This window comes from Nocardia wallacei, assembly GCF_014466955.1.
Taxonomy (GTDB): Bacteria; Actinomycetota; Actinomycetes; order Mycobacteriales; family Mycobacteriaceae; genus Nocardia; species Nocardia wallacei.
Map to the genome: position 1 here is coordinate 5,905,662 of NZ_AP023396.1, position 17,936 is coordinate 5,923,597.

A 17,936-nucleotide genomic window follows, 5' to 3' on the forward strand; every position below is an offset into this window, starting at 1 on the left:
TCCCGGTCAGCTCGCCGGTGGCACCGGCCCGCCGGAACGGGTGGTCAGCCACTGCTGGATCTCGATCAGGTTGCCCTCCAAATCCCGCAGGTAGGCGCAGCGGACCCGGCCACCGAATTCGACCGGCCCGGCGGCGATTTCGGCGCCGCGCGCCCCGAGTTCGGTCAGGTACCCGCCGAGATCGTCCACGCGCAGCGAGATCAGCGCGGAGTCCGGCGATCCCGGGCGCAGGATGCCGCCGAGCGCGGCATCGAGGTCCTTGCGATCGTGCAGCGACAGACTGCTGCCGAGGTCGGGCTCGAACGCCGCGTACGGCGGCTCGGGCCGCTCGAGCTGGGGCTTCAGGCCGATGACGTCGCGATAGAACTCGAGACAGCGGTCGAAATCGGTGACCAGCAGCCGAATCTGGGTCAGGTGCACGGCGTCGAAACTACGCCCTCCCCGCTCACGGACGAAGGACGATCTTCCCGCGGGTGTGACCCCGCTCGAGTTCGCGGTAGGCGTCGCGGACCCGGTCGAGGGGGTAGGTGGCGGCGATGGGGATGGTGAGGGTTCCGGCGGCAGCCAGGTCGGCCAGTTCGGCGACGACGTCGATGGTGTCGGCGGCGGCATTGCCCTCCGCCTTCACGCCGTACTTCTCGACCGCCGCGAAGTCGATGACGGTGTCGACGCGCTCCGGCGGCACGCCGAGTTCCAGGGCCAGGTCCACATAGCCGGAGCCGTGGAAGTCGAGGAAGGCGTCGAGGCCGTCGGGGGCGGCGGCACGGATGCGCTCGGCGAGCCCGTCGCCGTACTCGACCGGCATCACGCCCAGCGACCGCAGCCAGTCCGCGTTGCCGGGCCCGGCGATGCCGATGACCGTGGCGCCGCGCGCCCGAAGCAGTTGCACGGCAACGGTTCCCACTCCCCCGGCCGCCGCAGAGACGGCGACGGTGTCGCCCTCCTTGGCCTCCACCGCGCGCACCGCCGCGAACGCCGTCGTGCCCGCGACGAACAGCGACCCCGCCACCTCCCACGACAATCCGGCGGGCTTGGGCGCCACCTGGTCCACCGGCACCACCACGTGCGTGGCGTGGCTCGCCCGCTGATGGGTGAACCCGACCACCTCGTCACCGACCGCGATCCCGCTGACGCCCGCGCCGAGGGCCGTGATCCGGCCCGCGAGGTCGCTGCCCTGCCCGGACGGGAACGTCGCCGGCCAGCGCTCGTGCAGCAGCCCGGCCCGGATCTTGGACTCGCCCGGGTTGATACCGGCGGCGACCACGGCGACCACCACCTGCCCGGCCCCCGGTTTCGGGTCCGGGACCTCGACCACGTCCAGCACGTCGACATCGCCGTACCGATCGAACCTGACCGCCCGCGCCATGGGTTGCCCCTTCCTGTTGGAGGTCTGCTGTACGGGCCGGACAGCGCGCCCGGCGCCGAAATTTCCGGCCCACATCTGTGCTGTTTCCGGTCCGGGCCGGATTCACACCCCGGCGCGTCAGGGGGTGAAGGTTTCCAGGTGTCCCAGCACGACGAATTCGCTGTCCGGACTCGCCGCCGCCACGGCGCCGCGCAGCGGTTCCAGGCCACCGGCGTCTCGGGCCGGCTCGGCCAGCGGGTAGTCGAAATCGTCCCAGTGCGTCGGGAGCACGTATCTCGGGTTTCCCACCGCGCGCAGGAGCCGCGCCACGTAGTCACGCACCTTGGCGCCGCCCGTCGGCAGCAACAGCACCTCCGGCCGCAGCCCGGCGAGCTCGGATTCGATGTAGTTGGAGCCGCCGAAGTCCAGTACGCTCACGCCGCCGCCGGTGACCTGGTAGGCCAGCGTGCCGCCCTCGACCAGGTCGCTGATCACCTGCGGCCGCGGCAGTTCCACCGCGCCCAGGCCCGGACGTGTTCCGGGATAAGGGATCTGAGCGCGAGCGCCGAGTTCGGAGTGCAGGGACCGCAGCACCCGGATCGAATAGCCGTCGAACACCAGCTCCTCGCCGCCGGTCACCAGCGCCAGCTGGTCCTCCGGAGTTCCCAGCGCGGCCAGTAGATTCAGGTGCGTCTCGGTGCCCAGCACCGTCGCGCCCGTGCGCTGCGCGAGGTACGGGACGTCCGTGAGGTGGTCGTAGTGGCCGTGCGTGACCAGGATGTGGTCGGCGCGCAGTCCGGCGGCGAGATGGGCGTCGATCAGCGCGGTGTCCACCGACAGCGGCGTCTGCGGGTCCGCGCCCTCCTTGCTGTACGTGCCGGTGCGGAACCGGGTCAACCACGGATCGATGAGCACGCTCCTGCCGCCGACCCGGATCTCCCAGCCGTTGTTGCCCCACCAGCGCAGGGTCACGCCGCCCGGGGCCGGGCCGCCGCCCCGGCTCGCGCAGGCCGCCGTCAGCGCCGCCGCGGCGGCCGCGCCGACACCGAACAACCGTCTCCTGTTCAGCTCTGTCATGCCCGGTACCGAACCACGGGTATGAGACGTACGTCCAAGACCGATCCACGCGCCGACCGATATCGGCTCCGCTATCGTCGCAGCGTGGACCCGCTGCGCAAGCTCCGATACTTCGTCGCCGTCGCCGAGGAACTGCATTTCGGCCGCGCCGCCGACCGGCTCGCGATAGCGCAGCCGTCGCTGAGCCAGCGCATCCGGGAACTGGAGCAGGACCTCGGCGCACGGCTGTTCGACCGCACCAGCCGCAGCGTCGAACTCACCGCGGCGGGCCGGATCCTGCTGGCCGAGTCGCGCGCCCTGCTGGCCCGCTGGGATCGCACGAAAACTCTTGTCGGGAAGGCACATCGGGGCGAGATGGCCGCGCTGCGAGTGGGGGTGCCGCCGGATCTGGCGGGCCGGGTGCTGGCCGCGATGCTCACCGCGTTCGAACGCGAGTGTCCCGAGCTCGGCGTGGACCTGCAGGAGTTGACCACCGCGGAGCAGGTGCGCCTGCTGGCGGATCGGCAGCTCGACGCCGGGCTCCTCCAGCATCCCGCCGATGTCACCGGCCTCGAACTCGGTCCGGCCGTCGACACCCCGCTCGGCGTGGTGCTGCCGCGCGATTCGCCGCTGGCGGCACGGTCGGAGCTGGCACCGGCGGAGCTGGCCGGGCACGGCCTGGTGCTGTTTCCGCGAGCGGCCGCGCCGGGTGTCTACGACGCCACCCTGCACACCTGCGCGGAACACGGTTTCCGCCCCACCGCCGTGGTGCACGCGCGGAATCCGGAATTCGTGCTGGGACTGGTGCTTTCGGGTCAGGGTGTGGCATTCGATCAAGGGATGGTGGCGCAGAAGGAGCCACGGGTGGTGTGGCGGCCGATCACGGGCGGCGTACTACGGCGGCGGATGTCACTGACGTGGCCGTCCGAGGCGCCGCATCCTGCGGTCCGGCGGCTCGCCGAACTGATCGTCGAAGTCCTTCGCACGGACGGGGTTTCGACACTGGCACCGGCTCAGGACGAGGCACTGCCCTGGCACGTACTGATCGGGCGGCGGTGACCGATGGCCTCGATCGCCACCCGCGCGGCCTCCCCGATCGCCCTGTCCACGTGCGGCATTCGCGGATCCAGCACCTCGGCACGAGTGAAAACCGCTACGGCACAGCGCAATCCGCCGGGATACTCGACCACGCCGATCTCGTTGCGCACGCTCGGCAGCGTTCCCGTCTTGCTCCACACGCGCACGTCCGACGCGAACGCCGAACCCAGCCGATGCTGGTTGAGTTGCAGGCCCATCAATTCCCGCACCCAGGCGCAGGCTTGCGGGGAGCCGGCACGGTCGCGCGCGATCAGCTCCAGCAGCCGGGTCATCTCGCGAGGCGTGCTCGCCGAGGTACGGGCGGGATCGAGGATGCGCAGCGCGAACACCTCGTCGTCGGACAGCGCGGGATAGCGGCGCGCGAACGCCGCGGCGTCGGCGACACCCATGTCCTCGGCCATCGAGGCGAGCAGATCACGCAGCGAGCCGACGATCCGGGTGTGCTCGAGCCCCAGTTCGCGCACCAGGGACCGGACATTGTCCAGCCCGACGCGGTCGAACAACAGGTCCGCGGCGGAGTTGTCGCTGACCGACAGCGCCAGGTAGGCGGCATCGCGCAGACTGAACTCGACATCGTCACGGCAGCCCGAGGTGCCCGGACCGCCCAGCCGATACGCCGCCGTCGAGCGCACCCGGTCGGCCGGATCGAGCTGCCCAGCGCCGAACTGCCGCGCCAGCTCGAGCACCAGCGGCACCTTCACCACCGACGACAGCACCACGGGTTCGTCCGCGCCCCAGCCGGTTTCACCACCACAGCCCAGACATCGGGCGTGCAGCCAGCCCCGCACGCCGACGGCATCGAAAACGGCTCTCATGCGGGCGATTTCGGCGCTCGGACGCCCTACGCCCCGATCAGCCGCTGCGCCAGGTAGCCCTCGACCCGGTCCAGCGCGATCCGCTCCTGCGCCATCGAGTCGCGCTCGCGCACCGTCACCGCCTGGTCCTCGAGGGTGTCGAAGTCGACGGTGATGCAGAACGGGGTGCCGATCTCGTCCTGGCGGCGGTAGCGCTTGCCGATCGCCTGCGCGTCGTCGAACTGCACGTTCCAGTTCTTGCGCAACTGTGCGGCCAGATCGCGCGCCTTCGGCGACAGGTCGGCGTTGCGGGACAGGGGCAGCACGGCGGCCTTCACCGGCGACAGGCGGCGATCCAGCCGCAGCACGGTGCGCTTCTCCATGGCGCCCTTGGCATTGGGCGCCTCGTCCTCGGTGTAGGCGTCGATCAGGAACGCCATCAGCGAGCGGGTCAGACCGGCCGCCGGCTCGATCACGTACGGGGTGTAGCGCTCGCCGGTGGCCTGGTCGAAGTAGTTCAACTCCTGGCCCGAGTGCTCCGAATGCGTCCTCAGGTCGAAGTCGGTGCGGTTGGCCACGCCCTCCAGCTCACCCCACTCGCTGCCCTGGAAGTGGAAGCGGTACTCGATGTCGACCGTGCGGGTCGAGTAGTGCGAGAGCTTTTCCTTCGGGTGCTCGTAGAGCCGCAGGTTCTGCGGGTCGATGCCGAGGTCGGTGTACCAGGCCAGGCGGGTGTCGATCCAGTACTGGTGCCACTGCTCGTCGTCACCCGGCTTGACGAAGAACTCCATCTCCATCTGCTCGAACTCGCGGGTGCGGAAGATGAAGTTGCCCGGCGTGATCTCGTTGCGGAAGCTCTTGCCGATCTGCGCGATGCCGAACGGCGGCTTCTTGCGCGCGGTCGTCATCACGTTGGCGAAGTTGACGAAGATGCCCTGCGCGGTCTCCGGGCGCAGGTAGTGCAGGCCCTCCTCGGACTCGATCGGGCCGAGGTAGGTCTTGAGCATCATGTTGAAGTCGCGCGGCTCGGTCCACTGGCCGACGGTGCCGCAGTCCGGGCAGGCGATGCCGCTCATCGGCACGGAATCCGGGTCGGCGATGTCGTTCTTCTCAGCGAACGCCTCCTGCAGGTGGTCCTGCCGGTGCCGGCGGTGACAGTTGAGGCATTCGACCAGCGGGTCGTTGAACACCGAGACGTGACCGGAGGCCACCCACACCTGACGCGGCAGGATGATCGAGGAATCCAGGCCCACCACGTCGTCGCGGCTGGTCACCATGGACCGCCACCACTGCCGCTTGATGTTCTCCTTCAGTTCCACACCCAGCGGGCCGTAGTCCCACGCCGACCTGGTGCCTCCGTAGATCTCGCCACTGGGGAAGACGAGACCCCGGCGCTTGGCGAGGTTGGCGACGGTGTCGACCTTCGACTTGGGTGCCACGACTGGAGCTCTCCCTCTGGATGAGTGTGGTAAGCGATTCGGTCCAGAGTATCGGCACGGCCCCGGCGCGGTCGAAGCAGTATCCGCACATCACGGGCATCCCGCCCGCGTTCGCCCGGCCCGAACCAGAGTGTCGGATTGACATGCGCACTTTTGCATACCAATAATGGCATCGGTTTCCAATAAGGAGTTGGTTCGATGACCGCCGACAGTGGTGCCCCCGCACGGCGTAGCCGCGTCGCCGTGGAGGCGCCCACCCCCATCCCGCACGACCCGTATCCGTATCGGGCGCCCTCCGCTCCGGCGGTGCCACCGCGAGGCATCCTGGACAACGCGGGCGAGCTGCTGCGCGCGCTGGCCGCACCGGTGCGCATCGCGATCGTGCTGCAACTGCGCGAGTCGCCGCGCTGCGTCCACGAGCTGGTCGATACCCTGGGCGTGACGCAGCCTCTGGTGAGCCAGCACCTGCGCATCCTGAAGTCGGCGGGCGTGGTGCGCGGGGAACGTACCGGGCGCGAGGTGATCTACGAACTCGTCGATGATCATCTGGCACGTATCGTCGTCGATGCCGTCGCACATGCCGAGGAAGGGTGATTCGTGCCGGAGAACACGGGCATAAAGGACAAGACCGTCGGAGTTCGCAGCACTCGCCAGCGCAGCGCCATCGCGGCGCTGCTGGGCGATATCGAGGAGTTCCGGTCCGCCCAGGAACTACACGACGAACTGCGCCGCCGCGGTGAGGGCATCGGCCTGACCACCGTCTATCGCACACTGCAATCGCTGGCCGACGCCGGAAAGGTGGACGTGCTGCGCACCGACACCGGTGAGTCGGTCTACCGCCAGTGCTCCAAGGGACACCACCACCATCTGGTGTGCCGCCACTGTGGCCGCACGGTGGAGGTGGAGGGCCCGACCGTCGAGGCCTGGGCCGAGACCATCGCCAGTCAGCACGGCTTCACCGAAATCAGCCACACCATGGAGGTTTTCGGCACCTGCCGCCACTGCGCCGCCGTCCACGAAAGCCACCGGGCCCACGCCTGATCGCCGAGGCGAACGGCAGAACCGCGCCCCGACCGGACGACCGGGGCGCGTTCACTCGCCGATCAGGCGGGTACCGGTTCCGGGGCCGGGGAACGGCGGGGCAGTAGGGCGCCCGCGCCGAGCATGAGCAGTGCCGCACCGGCCCAGCAGAGCAGCACGATCAGCGGGGCGGCGGCGCCGTGGCCGTCGAAGAAGGCGACCGAGCGGATCAGCGTGGCGGCGGCGCCCGGCGGCAGCAGCTGGCCGATCGCGCCCCACGGCTGGGGCAGCAGCTCGGGCGCGGAGGTCGCGGCCGAGAACGGGTTGCCGATCAGCAACATCAGCAACGCTCCGAGACCGATTCCGGCGTTGCCGATGAGCGTCGCCAGCCCGGCGACCGTCCCCGCCACCGCGAACGACACCAGCCCGGCGATCGACGCCAGGGTGAGGTAGGAGCCGGGCACCAGCTGCATCCAGGTCTGCACCACGACCATGCTGAGCAGTCCCCCGGCGATGCCGAACGACAGCACGCCGATCGCACGCGCCGCGGCCGTCGGCACCAGCAGGCTGAGCAGCACTCCGCCCGCGATACCGGCCATCACCAGCGGCAGCACCATCGCACCGAATCCCGTACCGCGCGGATCGTCCGGGTCCGCGGGCACCACGTCCTGCACGGCGGCGGCCGGAGCGCCCGACATCTGCTGGGCGATGGCCGTGAGCTGTTGCGCCACAGCGGGACTCGCCGCCGAGGCGACCAGCACCCGGGGTGGCCCGCCGTCGGTCACCACGGCGCCGTAGGCGTCACGCTGCTCGATGGCCGCGCGGGCGGCCGCCTCATCGGTCACGGTGGTGATGTCGAAGGCGTCGCGATCGCGCTCGGCCAGCTTGGCGGCGACCATGCTCGCCGCCGGACCCGATACCGCGACCGGTAGGTCGCGCGGCCCGATATTCGCGGCCGGCCAAGCGAAGGCGATGAGCATGACAGCTTGCACCAAGGCGGCGGCGAGGCCCACCGCGACGGCGCGCGACGTGGCATTCATGACGTACTCCCAAAGAAATCGGAGGATCGTTCTTTTTGTGCACCCACCGTCGCACCGGCGACCGAGCTTGTCAAGAACGGATATTCGTTTTATTTTGGGGACATGCCCCGTGTCAGCGAGGAACACCTCGAACGCCGTCGCCAGCAGATCCTCGACGCGGCCCAGACCTGTTTCGCGAACAAGGGCTTCCACTCCACCTCGATGCAGGACGTGTTCACCGAGTCGGGGCTGTCCGCGGGCGCGGTATACCGATACTTCAAGAGCAAGGACGACCTGATCGCCGCCCTGGCCGCCGACGCGACGCAGCTGCTGCGCGGCATCCTGGACGACATCATCAATCGCGATCCGCTGCCCACACCCGGCGGTCTGATCGGCGCGCTGACCGCGGAGATCGTCCACCTCGGCGAGCGCACCGGCCGCGTTCGCCTGGCCCCGCAGGCCTGGGCGCTGGCCCTCACCGACGAGACGGCCGCGCACTACGTCCGCACGGCGATGGGTGCGCTGCGCGACCGCTGGCAGGACTATGCCGAGCGGATGCGCGCGATCGGCTGGCTACCACCCGATGCCGACACCGACGCCGTGGCCAAGGTTCTGCTGGGGCTCATGCCCGGATTCATCCTCCAGCATCTGGTGCTCGGCGATGTCACACCGGACGATATGAGCCGCGGCATCGACACGCTGTTGCCCGGCTACCGGCACGCCCCGGCCGCGAGCTAGCGCGGAACCCTCAGGGCACCAACCCTTTCCGGGCCTCCCCCGCCCCGGCCAGCACGAGCAGCAGCATGGTCGACAGCGCCTCGTCACCGAGCCCGGCGGCCGGGAAGGTGTAGCGCAGCATCACGTCGGCGAGCTTGTCGCGCACCTTCACCGTGAGCGAGCCGAATTGCAGCGCGCCGTTGCGGTCGGCGACGCGCTTGTGCAGCTGCGCCTTCAGCGGGCGGTCCCAGGCCAGCAGGCAGGTGAGGGTCAGCACGTCCAGCCCGGGCGCCAGGTTCACCCCGCGCAGCGAGCACAGCGCTCCGTCGTATTCGAAGCCGATCCCGCCGTCCTCGACGCGGACGTCGATGTCGTATCCGGCCAGGCAGGCGCCCGCCCGGGCCTGCAGTTCCTGTGCGGCGGCGGTCTCGCTGGTCACTTCACGCCGCCGAAACGCCGGTCCCGCTTGGCGTACTCCACGCAGGCTTCCCACAGGTTGCGGCGGTCGAAGTCCGGGAACAGCGTGTGCTGGTACACGAACTCCGCGTACGCCGACTGCCAGATCAGGAAGTTCGAGCTGCGCAGCTCGCCCGAGGGACGCAGGAACAGGTCCACATCGGGCATGTCCGGTTCGTCGAGGTACTGCGCGAACGTGGACTCGTTGATCTTCTCCGGGTCGAGTTCACCGGCGGCCACGCGGCGGCCGATCTCCCTTGCGGCGTCGGCGATCTCGGCGCGCCCCCCGTAGTTGACGCACATGGTGAGAGTCATCACCGTGTTGTCCCTGGTGAGTTCCTCCGCGACCTCGAGCTCCTTGATCACGCTGCGCCACAATCGCGGTCGGCGTCCGGCCCAGCGCACCCGCACACCCATCTCGTGCATCTCGTCGCGGCGGCGGCGGATCACGTCGCGATTGAAGCCCATCAGGAAGCGGACCTCGTCGGGGCTGCGACGCCAGTTCTCGGTCGAAAAGGCATAGGCCGAAAGCCATTTCACGCCGATCTCGATGCACCCCTCGACGGTGTCCATCAGCACCGCTTCGCCGCGCTCGTGCCCGGCGGTGCGCGGCAGCCCCTGCTCCTGCGCCCAGCGCCCGTTGCCGTCCATCACCAGCGCCACATGCCGGGGCACGAATTCCAGCGGCAGGTTCGGCGGCGTCGCGCCCGAGGGGTGCGGTGCGGGCGGGCGAATCGTGCGGGTGGGCGACGCGGCGGTTGGGGTGCGGTTACCGATCACGGGTTCCATCCTGCATCACGCGGCCGTGGGCCGGTCCGCTGCTCCCCGCCTCGGCGGTCATCCCCGCAGCAAGGTCACGCTGTAGACGACGATCCAGCCGATCCACCCGAGCCAGCCGACCAGGCCCGCGAGCGCGATCCGGTTGACGCCCTCCACGTTGTACGGGCTGGCCGACGCCGCGACGAACAGTAGTGCGGCGCTCGAGTAACCGAGCCAGGCATGCCAGTCCGGGATGAAACCCGCGGTGGTCCCGGCGGCGGAGAAGCCCAACAGCGCGATCGCGAGGAACATCTGGTTGTAGCCGAACAGCACATTGCTCAGTCCCCACAGCGCCACGGTGGAACCACGGTCGTGCCGCGCGGCCGCGGCCATGCCGAACCGCAGCGCTTCCACGCACGCGAAGGCGACGTTCTGCATGAGCACCCCGGCGAACCCCACCAGCGCCCAGGCCCGGGCCGCCGACCCGCCCTGCCACAGCCGGTCGACCAGCCCGGCGGCGAAGACCGTCGTGCCCAGCCACAGCGTCGGCACCAGCACCGACGGCAGTTTCAAGGCGTTCCCGACGGTCGCGAAGGAGTCCACGACCGCGTCGAGACCCTGGCCCGCCATCGGCATCGGCAGCCGCCCGCGCGCATAGATGATGTTGATGACGACCCCCGCGAGTACGAACCCGAGACCGCCCAGGGCCGCCAGATCGGCGAAACTCATGCGGGCACCCCTTTCACCAGGCCAGGCAACCCGCCCGATATTGGTTTTACGCTAACTATATTGAATATAGACACACCCGAACAGGAGGGCAATGACCCCGCCGGAACGACGGCGCTACGACTCGCTGCGTCGCCAGGAACAAGCGCACCGGACCCGCGCCGACATCGCCGAGGCCGCGCGGCGGCTGTTCGTGAGCCAGGGCTGGGCGGCGACCACGGTGCGTGACGTGGCGCGCGAGGCCGGAGTCTCGGTGCCGACCGTTTATGCCGCCTACACCAACAAGCCCGGCTTGGTCTGGGCGCTCGTCGAGGCGGCTGACCTGTCGGCCGATATGTCGCGGATGCTCGCCGGTCTCGAGGGCTCGGCGGACCCCCGCGCGCAGCTCGCCGCGATGGCCGGTTACGACCGGCGGTTGTTCGAGCGATCCGGCGATCTCATCGGGCTGATCCGCGAGGCGGGCCGCACCGAGCCCGAGCTGGCGCAGGTGTATCGGCAGGCGCGGCGGCTGGCCGACGACACCCGGGTGGAAGTGTTCTCCGCGTGGCCCGCGGCGACGCTGCGCGCGGGCCTCGACATTCCGGCGGCCGTCGACATCTTCGCGGCGCTGTGCAATATCGACGTCTACAACACTCTGACCGGCGAACGCGGCTGGTCCCCCGGCCGGATCGAGCACTGGTGGGCCGACACGCTCGCCCGCGAACTGCTCCGCTGACCCACCCCGCGCGCAACCGCCCCGCGCGGCGGCCTCGCGATACGGTGGTGCCGACCGCCGCCGAACGACGAAGGGTATCGCCGTGACCAGCGAGAGCACGACCAGGCTAGCGGTGCTGATCGATGCGGACAACGCCCAGCCGGCGATCGCGGACGGCCTGCTGGCCGAGGTCGCCAAATACGGCACCGCCCATGTGAAGCGGGCCTACGGCGACTGGACGAGCACCAATCTGAAGGGCTGGAAGGACCGGCTGCTGGAACAGTCGATTCAGCCGATCCAGCAGTTCGGATACACCACCGGCAAGAACGCCACCGACTCGGCGATGATCATCGACGCCATGGATCTGCTCTACACGGGCAAGCTCGACGGCTTCGTGATCGTCTCCAGTGACAGCGATTTCACCCGGCTCGCCAGCCGCATCCGCGAATCCGGGCTCACCGTCTACGGTTTCGGCCAGCGCAAGACGCCGCAGCCGTTCGTCGCCGCCTGCGACAAGTTCATCTACACCGAAAACCTCACCGACACAGCCGAAGAGGCCCCGGCCAAACCGCATCGGACGGGCGCCAATCAGCTGAAGGGTGATGCCAAGTTGATGAATCTGCTGCGCAATGCCGTCGACGCGGCCTCGGACGATTCGGGCTGGGCGATGCTGTCGGGTGTCGGCTCGATAATCAACAAGCAGCGTCCCGACTTCGATCCGCGTACCTACGGGTACCGCAAGCTCGGCGACTTGTTCGCTGCCACAACATTGTTCGACATCGAGGGCCGCAGCCCCGGCGAGGGCAAGCCGGAGATCACCTACGTCCGGGATATCCGGTACCGGCCGTCGACCTGATCGAGGTCTACCGGGTCAGGGGCGGCGGATCGAGCGGATGGGTGGGCGTGACACTACGCACGCGGAACAACAGATCGAACCAGTCGCCGAGCCCCGCGCCGGAGATGTGGTGGTCGGTATCGCGCTCGGGGCGATAGGTTCCGACGATCAGGCGCAGCCGCGTGGGGCGATGCAGCCACTGCCGCACCGAATCCGGCTGCGGTGCATGCAGATCGAGCAGATAGCCGTCGTGCCCGGGGATATCGAGGACGGTGTCGGCGAACTCGGGTGCCGGGGCGGGCACGGCGAGATCCGCACGCAGGCGGCCGTCGTGGAAGGTGATTCCGGCCGAGAGGTAGGCGGCTCCGAAGCGCTTGCGCAGCAGGTAGCCGGTGGTCGGAAATTCCTGCGCCAGCGCCGACAGCGTGAGCCGCCCGGCGACAACGGTATTCGACATCCCCTCCCAATACACGATTCGCTGGCCCGTCGCGTCGTGCCAGGCGGTGATGCGGTCCGCCGCGGCCACCGCCTCCGCGGCGAGGTCGCGCCCACCGGCGGCGAGACTCGACTCGTGGTACCGCAGGATCAGCCGCGCCGCGTCGAGCACGGTGGCGGAGTTCGGCAGCGACTCGACCAGGGTCAGCGCATCGCGGGCGTGGTCGGCGAAAGGGCGTCCGGGGTGCGTGCCGTCGGCCCGCTGGATGTGCTCCCCCAGCCGGTGCGCGGTGATGATCGGGTCGTAGTGCGCGCGCAGTTCGCCGAGGCGCTCCGGCGCCACGTGCGCGACGAAGTCCGAAACCAGCGCGTAGTGCGACAGCTTGGCGGCCTCGGGCGTCAGGCCGAACAGTCGCAGCGGATCGTCCGGGTGAGCGCGATTGAACGCGCGCGCCCATTCCAGGACCGCGAGGGTTTCGGTGGTGCGCCACGGTACCCAGGCATCGCGCAGCAGTGCCGCCGGATCTCCGATTCCACCCCTGACGTAGGCATCCAGCGCGGCGACGACCGTCTCGTCGTCCAGCAGGGCCAGTGCACGGAAGCCCTTCCGCTCCACCAGCTCTCGCAGCACCCGATGCGCCAGCACGGCGACCTCGTGTGCGGCGCGGGTGGCCGTGCCGAGGCCGACGACGACCGCGTCGCCGATCCGGTCGATCAGCGTGTCGGGCAGCGGCGCATCGGGCGACGAGCCGTCGAACGGCCGCGCCGCCGCGCGGATCCAATTCGTGACCTCGTCGGTGTCGAATTCTCGATGCGCCATGACGCCCTCCTACAGTTGAGCCGATGACCGTGCCGTGGGCACGAGCGAAACAGGTATCTTTGCAGTCAAAGATATTTACCTTTGACCGCAAAGGTAAATGGAGGTGAGGTGGATGTCAACAGCGAACTCCGCGGCGGGTGACGCGGGACCGGACACCGACGACGCGATCCGGGCGATGCTGTTGCTGATGCCCCGGCTGGTCGGCCGGGCCAAGCGCACCCAGCCGCCCGCGGAACTACGCTCGCTGGCGCCGCGCCACCTGTCGATGCTGTCGTACCTGCTGTTCGACGGGCCGATGACGGTGAACGAACTCGCCGCACGCCTGGCGGTCGCACCGACCACGGTCAGTCTCATGGTCAGCGACCTGTCCCGGGCGGGCGTGCTCGAACGCACCGAGGACGACGCCGACCGCCGCCGCAAGATCGTCAGCATCGCCGAGGCGAGACTGCCGGCCATCCGCGACTGGCTCGCCCGCGGCGCCGACGCCTGGCGCACCGCACTCGACCCGCTCACCCCCGGCCAGCGACAGACGGTGATCGATACCCTGCTCGCCTACGAAAAGGCCGTCACAGAGCCAACTCCGGATCCTGAGCGGTAATCAAGGTGAGGACATTCCTGCCGCAGCACTTCTCCGGACGGGCGTTGTCCGGGTAGCGTCGGCCGCCGAGAACCAAGGAGTGGAGGCGTGATGACACGGTTCGGCCTGTGGCGGCCCACCGTCACCTTCTGGCGGGTGGCGACACTCGTCCTGGTCGCACTCCCGCAGCTGCTCGACACCCGCATTCCGGACCTGTGGAACGGCGCGGCCGAGCCCGTGCACGACGACACGGCGACGGTGATGGCGGTGACCTACCTGTCGTCGCCGCCGCTGCCGGAGCAATGGCTCGAGTATCTGAGCGAATCCGGACTCGCGGTGCTGGTGCCCGCGATCGCCCTCGTCCTGCCGAGCAGCTACGCGCGGACCGGAACGCTCTGGGCCGCAGGGATTCTGGCCGCGCTCGGCCTGGCGGACGGATACCTCGGCATGTCGGCTCTCGAAGGTACCGGCGGGTCGACCACGCTGCTGTTCATGTCGCCGTGCTACCTGCTGGCCGCGATCACGCTCGGGCTCAGTGCCCGATCGGCCCACACCGAACCGAGCGAGCCCACGCCGAATTAGGCGGGAAGGTCGACTCAGCCGACGCGGCTCTCCTCCGCCACCCCGTGCGGACGAGAGCGCTCGATGAGCGGCAGGGTGCGTAGCTGGCGTTCCAGATGCCATTGCAGGTGAGCGGCGGTGAGGCCGCTGGCCTGGCGGCGGACCGGTTCGGGCACGGCATCGATGCCGGACCATTCGCCGCGATACAGGGCGTGCATCAGATCCAGCACACCGACGGCCGGAGTCGCCGAGCCCGGCGGGCGGCAGTGCACGCACACCGCTCCCCCGGCCGCCACGTGGAAGGCCCGGTGCGGGCCCGGCGTGGCACACCGGGCGCATTCGTCCAACGCCGGGGCCCAGCCCGCGAAACCCATGGCGCGCAACAGGAATGCGTCCAGGATCAGCTCGTGCGGGCGCTGGTGGGAGGCGAGGGCGCGCAGGGCGCCGGCGGTCAGGGTGTGCAGCCGCGGCGCCGGAGCGCGCTCCTCACCGGCCAGCCGCTCGGCGGTCTCGAGCACCGCGCACGCGGTGGTGTAGCGCCCGTAGTCGGCGACGATCTCCGACGCGAACGCCTCCACCGTGTGCACCTGGGTGACGGTATCGAGGTTGCGCCCCGGATACAGCTGAATGTCGACATAGGCGAACGGCTCCAGCCGAGCCCCGAACTTCGACCGCGTCCGCCGCACCCCCTTGGCCACCGCCCGCACCAGCCCGTGCTGCCGCGTCAGCAACGTGACGATACGATCGGCCTCCCCCAGCTTGTGCTGGCGCAACACCACCGCATGGTCCCGATACAAACGCACGGCCCCATCCTCCCACGCCCCGCCGACGACGCGGGACACCACACCGTCACGGGAATCGCCGAAGACCCGGCACCGAGTCCTGGCGGATCAGTAGGCACGGCCGGAGTCCGGCTTGATGCGCCACGCCTCCACAAGAGGCCGACAGGCCGCGCCCTTGCGCGGGCAATCCTCCCGGCGACAATCCCGATGCTGCTGCATCGCGGCGAGCGCCTGCGGCACCGTGAACGGCCGCCCCGGTACTCATGACTGCCCCAGCTGACATGAGAATGCCGTCCAGCGAGCGAAACTCATTCGCGGCCAGACGGTTTCGACGTCTGTGATGCACATCAGCGCGTGCAGCTGGACCACGTCCAGGTGGCTGGGCGATGGCGTGATCACGGCATCGACATCGGCGGCACGTACCTGGTCGACCAGCGGGAGCACCGATGAGCTCGGCCAATACAGGGCATACCCGAGTTGCCTTGCGAACCTGCGGATAGCGACAATGGCACTTTCACGGACACGGCCGAAAGAGTGCCACGTTCAAGCAAACCGCTGTGGTCAGTATTCCAATTCGAGCATGTCCGAGAGCTGTCGCGTCTCCGGTGTCAGCATGCGTCGACGGCTGACGATCCGGCCGAGCAGATCCTTCGCCATGCGCTGTTCGACCAGCCACGGTCCGGCCTCGTGAAACAGCTTCGTGGCAAGAGTGGGTCGAGATGAATCCAGGCCTGGGCCTTGGCTGCTGACCACGTAGTCCGGATACAGACGCACGGGCTCGCCTACCGTCACGGCTGGACCCCCACCCCCTCCGCATACACCTGGATGATGCGGGGGGCGTGGATCGTGCGCAGCATGAGGGTGGTCCAGCCGGTGCGGGAGCGGTTTACGGCGAAGTCGTCGGCCTCGAGGAGCATGCGTTCGGGGCCCTGGTGTTCCATCGTGACCGCCGGGTGACCGAGTGGCACGTCCACCAGGGCCGTGCCGTTGCCCCAGACGATCAGGCGGCGGCGGCTCATGGCGATGGTGCCGGCGGCGATGTTCTCCCAGTTGGAGGAGGCGTAGTGCAGCGTGGTCCGATAACTGCGGTGTGCCACCGACCCTCCGACCGGGCCGAAGACCACGATCCCTTCCGATTCGAGATCCGAACGCAGTTGCAGCGGTAGCTCTTTCGAGCCGAACGCTCGGGACATCCACTTCACGGAGTGCCATCGTAGGGGGATCGCGCCGTTCGCGCCGATGGAGCTGGTCGAGCGACCTGCGCAAATGCCGAAACCCGACATCACAATTCGAACACGTCTCCGCAACGCGTACCAAGCTGGACGCACGACCAGATGCGCGCTAGGTTTCGAACGACACCAGGAGAGGGAGACCACCATGACCTCGGCGCCCGCCCGTGACCTCGGCCTGGCCGAACTGGCCGCCGCGATCGGCACCGGCACCACCTCCGCGGTGGCCGCCACCACCGCCGCCCTCGACCGGATCGAGGAGTCGCAGCCCCAGCTCAACGCCTTCCGGGTGGTACGCCGCGAGCGCGCCCTCGCCGAGGCGGCCGACGCCGACCGGCGGCTCGCGGCCGGGGATCGCCTGCCGCTGCTCGGCGTCCCGATCGCGATCAAGGATGACACCGATATCGCCGGGGAGCCAACCGCTTTCGGCTGCGGCGGCGACTTCCCACCCAAGACCGAGGACGCCGAATCGGTGCGGCGGCTGCGCGCGGCCGGTGCGGTGATCGTCGGCAAGACCAACACCTGCGAGATCGGCCAGTGGCCGTTCACCGATGCCCGGGCGTTCGGTTACACCCGCAACCCGTGGCACGCCGGGCACACGCCCGGCGGTTCCTCGGGCGGCTCCGCCGCCGCCGTCGCCGCCGGACTCGTCCCGGCCGCACTGGGTTCCGACGGCGCCGGGTCGGTGCGGATCCCGTCGTCGTGGACGAATCTGGTCGGCATCAAGCCGCAGCGCGGACGCATCTCGACGTGGCCGCTGGCCGAGGCTTTCAACGGGCTCACCGTGCACGGCCCGCTGGCGCGCACGGTCGCCGACGCGGCCCTGCTGCTCGACGTGGCCGCCGGGCCGCACCCGGGCGACAAGCACACCCCGGCCCCCGTGCGCGTCTCCGACTCGGTCGGGCGCGACCCGGGCCGCCGCAAAATAGCCCTGTCGCTGCGCATCCCGTTCACCGCCACGCGGACGGCGCTGGACCGCGAGGTCGCCGCCCGGGTGCACGCGACCGCGGGCGCCCTGCGCCGCCTCGGACACGAAGTGATCGTCGCCGACCTGCACTACGGCCTGCTGCTGGGCGCCACCTTCCTACCGCGCTCGATGGCGGGCATCCGGACCGAACTCGCGAAACTGCCCGGCGCTCAGGTGGATTCGCGCACCAGGTGCAACGCGGCCCTGGGCCTGCTGCTGGGCGGCCCCGCCCTGTTCGCGGCGCGGGCGGCCGAACCGTTGCTGCACAAGCGCATCGGCCGCTTCTTCGACGACTACGACCTGGTGCTCGCGCCCACCACCGCCACCCCGCCGCCGCCGGTCGACGCCATGGACGGCCTCGGCGTCTCCGCCACCGACGCGCTCATCACCGCAGCCTGCCCCTACACCTGGCCGTGGAACGTCCTGGGGTGGCCCAGCATCAACGTCCCGGCGGGCTTCACCGATGCCGGACTTCCGGTCGGCGCCCAGCTGATGGGTCCGGCCGAGTCCGAGCCACTGCTGGTTTCCGTTGCCGCCCAACTGGAATCGGAACTGCGTTGGGAGCGGCACCGCCCCGAGCCCTGGTGGGCGCGGTAGCCCGCTCGGA

22 protein-coding genes are annotated in these 17,936 nt (G+C 69.6%); 9 read left to right on the plus strand and 13 right to left on the minus strand.

All coding sequences use genetic code 11. The annotated features are described in order from the left end of the window. Window positions 1-6: 6 nt before the first annotated feature. The 3 genes from NWFMUON74_RS26115 to NWFMUON74_RS26125 all read right to left on the minus strand — a co-directional run bounded on the left by NWFMUON74_RS26115 (window position 7) and on the right by NWFMUON74_RS26125 (window position 2,422). Window positions 7-420 carry a VOC family protein gene (locus NWFMUON74_RS26115; protein ID WP_187684419.1) on the minus strand — a complete coding sequence of 138 codons (414 nt, stop codon included), beginning with the start codon at window positions 418-420 and terminating at the stop codon, window positions 7-9. 25 nt (window positions 421-445) lie between these two features. Continuing rightward, a complete protein-coding gene (locus NWFMUON74_RS26120) occupies window positions 446-1,366 on the minus strand; it encodes an NADP-dependent oxidoreductase (protein ID WP_187684420.1) in 921 nt (306 codons plus the stop codon). A 117-nt stretch (window positions 1,367-1,483) separates the two neighbouring features. After that, window positions 1,484-2,422: an MBL fold metallo-hydrolase gene (locus NWFMUON74_RS26125; RefSeq protein ID WP_187684421.1), complete on the minus strand. Its 939-nt coding sequence runs from the start codon at window positions 2,420-2,422 to the stop codon at window positions 1,484-1,486. Window positions 2,423-2,506: 84 nt separating this feature from the next. On the opposite strand from NWFMUON74_RS26125, the gene NWFMUON74_RS26130 reads away from it, so the two are divergent. Further along, window positions 2,507-3,460 carry a LysR family transcriptional regulator gene (locus tag NWFMUON74_RS26130; protein WP_187684422.1) on the plus strand — a complete coding sequence of 318 codons (954 nt, stop codon included), beginning with the start codon at window positions 2,507-2,509 and terminating at the stop codon, window positions 3,458-3,460. Here NWFMUON74_RS26130 and NWFMUON74_RS26135 read toward each other — a convergent pair. After that, the gene (locus NWFMUON74_RS26135) at window positions 3,415-4,314 is read right to left on the minus strand and encodes a serine hydrolase (RefSeq protein ID WP_187684423.1); all 900 of its coding nucleotides are present in this window, start codon (window positions 4,312-4,314) and stop codon (window positions 3,415-3,417) included. The genes NWFMUON74_RS26130 and NWFMUON74_RS26135 overlap by 46 nt on opposite strands. 26 nt (window positions 4,315-4,340) lie before the next feature. Further along, window positions 4,341-5,732: a glycine--tRNA ligase gene (locus NWFMUON74_RS26140; RefSeq protein ID WP_187684424.1), complete on the minus strand. Its 1,392-nt coding sequence runs from the start codon at window positions 5,730-5,732 to the stop codon at window positions 4,341-4,343. 198 nt (window positions 5,733-5,930) lie between these two features. Between NWFMUON74_RS26140 and NWFMUON74_RS26145 the strand changes: the two genes are divergently transcribed. Together NWFMUON74_RS26145 and NWFMUON74_RS26150 are read left to right on the plus strand one after the other, a co-directional pair. Beyond that, complete coding sequence (locus NWFMUON74_RS26145) at window positions 5,931-6,326, plus strand: ArsR/SmtB family transcription factor (protein ID WP_228823488.1); 396 nt, start codon at window positions 5,931-5,933, stop codon at window positions 6,324-6,326. A 3-nt stretch (window positions 6,327-6,329) separates the two neighbouring features. Beyond that, window positions 6,330-6,773 (plus strand): Fur family transcriptional regulator, encoded by a 444-nt coding sequence (locus NWFMUON74_RS26150; protein ID WP_187684425.1) that lies wholly within the window; start codon window positions 6,330-6,332, stop codon window positions 6,771-6,773. Window positions 6,774-6,835: 62 nt separating this feature from the next. Here NWFMUON74_RS26150 and NWFMUON74_RS26155 read toward each other — a convergent pair whose 3' ends face one another. Beyond that, entirely contained in the window at window positions 6,836-7,792 is a 957-nt protein-coding gene (locus NWFMUON74_RS26155) for a hypothetical protein (RefSeq protein ID WP_187684426.1), read from the minus strand. A 102-nt stretch (window positions 7,793-7,894) separates the two neighbouring features. Between NWFMUON74_RS26155 and NWFMUON74_RS26160 the strand changes: the two genes are divergently transcribed. Continuing rightward, entirely contained in the window at window positions 7,895-8,509 is a 615-nt protein-coding gene (locus NWFMUON74_RS26160) for a TetR/AcrR family transcriptional regulator (RefSeq protein ID WP_187684427.1), read from the plus strand. A 10-nt stretch (window positions 8,510-8,519) separates the two neighbouring features. On the opposite strand, the gene NWFMUON74_RS26165 is transcribed toward NWFMUON74_RS26160, so the two are convergent. The 3 genes from NWFMUON74_RS26165 to NWFMUON74_RS26175 are packed head-to-tail and all read right to left on the minus strand — an operon-like array spanning window position 8,520 to window position 10,432. Next, window positions 8,520-8,927, minus strand: coding sequence for a hypothetical protein (locus NWFMUON74_RS26165; RefSeq protein ID WP_187684428.1), 408 nt, complete (start codon window positions 8,925-8,927; stop codon window positions 8,520-8,522). Beyond that, window positions 8,924-9,733, minus strand: coding sequence for an isoprenyl transferase (locus NWFMUON74_RS26170; protein ID WP_187684429.1), 810 nt, complete (start codon window positions 9,731-9,733; stop codon window positions 8,924-8,926). The genes NWFMUON74_RS26165 and NWFMUON74_RS26170 overlap by 4 nt, the downstream gene beginning before the upstream one ends. A gap of 48 nt (window positions 9,734-9,781) precedes the next feature. Beyond that, window positions 9,782-10,432 carry a hypothetical protein gene (locus NWFMUON74_RS26175; RefSeq protein WP_187684430.1) on the minus strand — a complete coding sequence of 217 codons (651 nt, stop codon included), beginning with the start codon at window positions 10,430-10,432 and terminating at the stop codon, window positions 9,782-9,784. 91 nt (window positions 10,433-10,523) lie between these two features. Between NWFMUON74_RS26175 and NWFMUON74_RS26180 the strand changes: the two genes are divergently transcribed. Both NWFMUON74_RS26180 and NWFMUON74_RS26185 read left to right on the plus strand, forming a co-directional pair. Then, window positions 10,524-11,144 (plus strand): TetR/AcrR family transcriptional regulator, encoded by a 621-nt coding sequence (locus NWFMUON74_RS26180; protein WP_187684431.1) that lies wholly within the window; start codon window positions 10,524-10,526, stop codon window positions 11,142-11,144. 82 nt (window positions 11,145-11,226) lie between these two features. After that, complete coding sequence (locus NWFMUON74_RS26185; protein ID WP_187684432.1) at window positions 11,227-11,979, plus strand: NYN domain-containing protein; 753 nt, start codon at window positions 11,227-11,229, stop codon at window positions 11,977-11,979. A 7-nt stretch (window positions 11,980-11,986) separates the two neighbouring features. On the opposite strand, the gene NWFMUON74_RS26190 is transcribed toward NWFMUON74_RS26185, so the two are convergent. Further along, window positions 11,987-13,213: an erythromycin esterase family protein gene (locus NWFMUON74_RS26190; RefSeq protein WP_187684433.1), complete on the minus strand. Its 1,227-nt coding sequence runs from the start codon at window positions 13,211-13,213 to the stop codon at window positions 11,987-11,989. A 112-nt stretch (window positions 13,214-13,325) separates the two neighbouring features. On the opposite strand from NWFMUON74_RS26190, the gene NWFMUON74_RS26195 reads away from it, so the two are divergent. Both NWFMUON74_RS26195 and NWFMUON74_RS26200 read left to right on the plus strand, forming a co-directional pair. Continuing rightward, on the plus strand, window positions 13,326-13,811 hold the full coding sequence (locus tag NWFMUON74_RS26195; RefSeq protein WP_187684434.1) for a MarR family winged helix-turn-helix transcriptional regulator: 486 nt from the start codon (window positions 13,326-13,328) through the stop codon (window positions 13,809-13,811). An 87-nt stretch (window positions 13,812-13,898) separates the two neighbouring features. Then, window positions 13,899-14,372, plus strand: coding sequence for a hypothetical protein (locus tag NWFMUON74_RS26200; protein ID WP_187684435.1), 474 nt, complete (start codon window positions 13,899-13,901; stop codon window positions 14,370-14,372). Between the two features lie 14 nt (window positions 14,373-14,386). On the opposite strand, the gene recO is transcribed toward NWFMUON74_RS26200, so the two are convergent. The 3 genes from recO to NWFMUON74_RS26215 form a co-directional block, all read right to left on the minus strand. Further along, window positions 14,387-15,154 carry a DNA repair protein RecO gene (gene recO / locus NWFMUON74_RS26205; protein WP_187684436.1) on the minus strand — a complete coding sequence of 256 codons (768 nt, stop codon included), beginning with the start codon at window positions 15,152-15,154 and terminating at the stop codon, window positions 14,387-14,389. Window positions 15,155-15,694: 540 nt separating this feature from the next. Then, on the minus strand, window positions 15,695-15,925 hold the full coding sequence (locus tag NWFMUON74_RS26210) for a hypothetical protein (protein ID WP_187684437.1): 231 nt from the start codon (window positions 15,923-15,925) through the stop codon (window positions 15,695-15,697). After that, on the minus strand, window positions 15,922-16,335 hold the full coding sequence (locus NWFMUON74_RS26215; protein WP_187684438.1) for a hypothetical protein: 414 nt from the start codon (window positions 16,333-16,335) through the stop codon (window positions 15,922-15,924). Before NWFMUON74_RS26215 ends, NWFMUON74_RS26210 begins: the two co-directional genes overlap by 4 nt. A gap of 175 nt (window positions 16,336-16,510) precedes the next feature. Here NWFMUON74_RS26215 and NWFMUON74_RS26220 point away from each other — a divergent pair, with 175 nt between their 5' ends. After that, a complete protein-coding gene (locus NWFMUON74_RS26220) occupies window positions 16,511-17,926 on the plus strand; it encodes an amidase (protein ID WP_187684439.1) in 1,416 nt (471 codons plus the stop codon). Window positions 17,927-17,936: the final 10 nt, after the last annotated feature.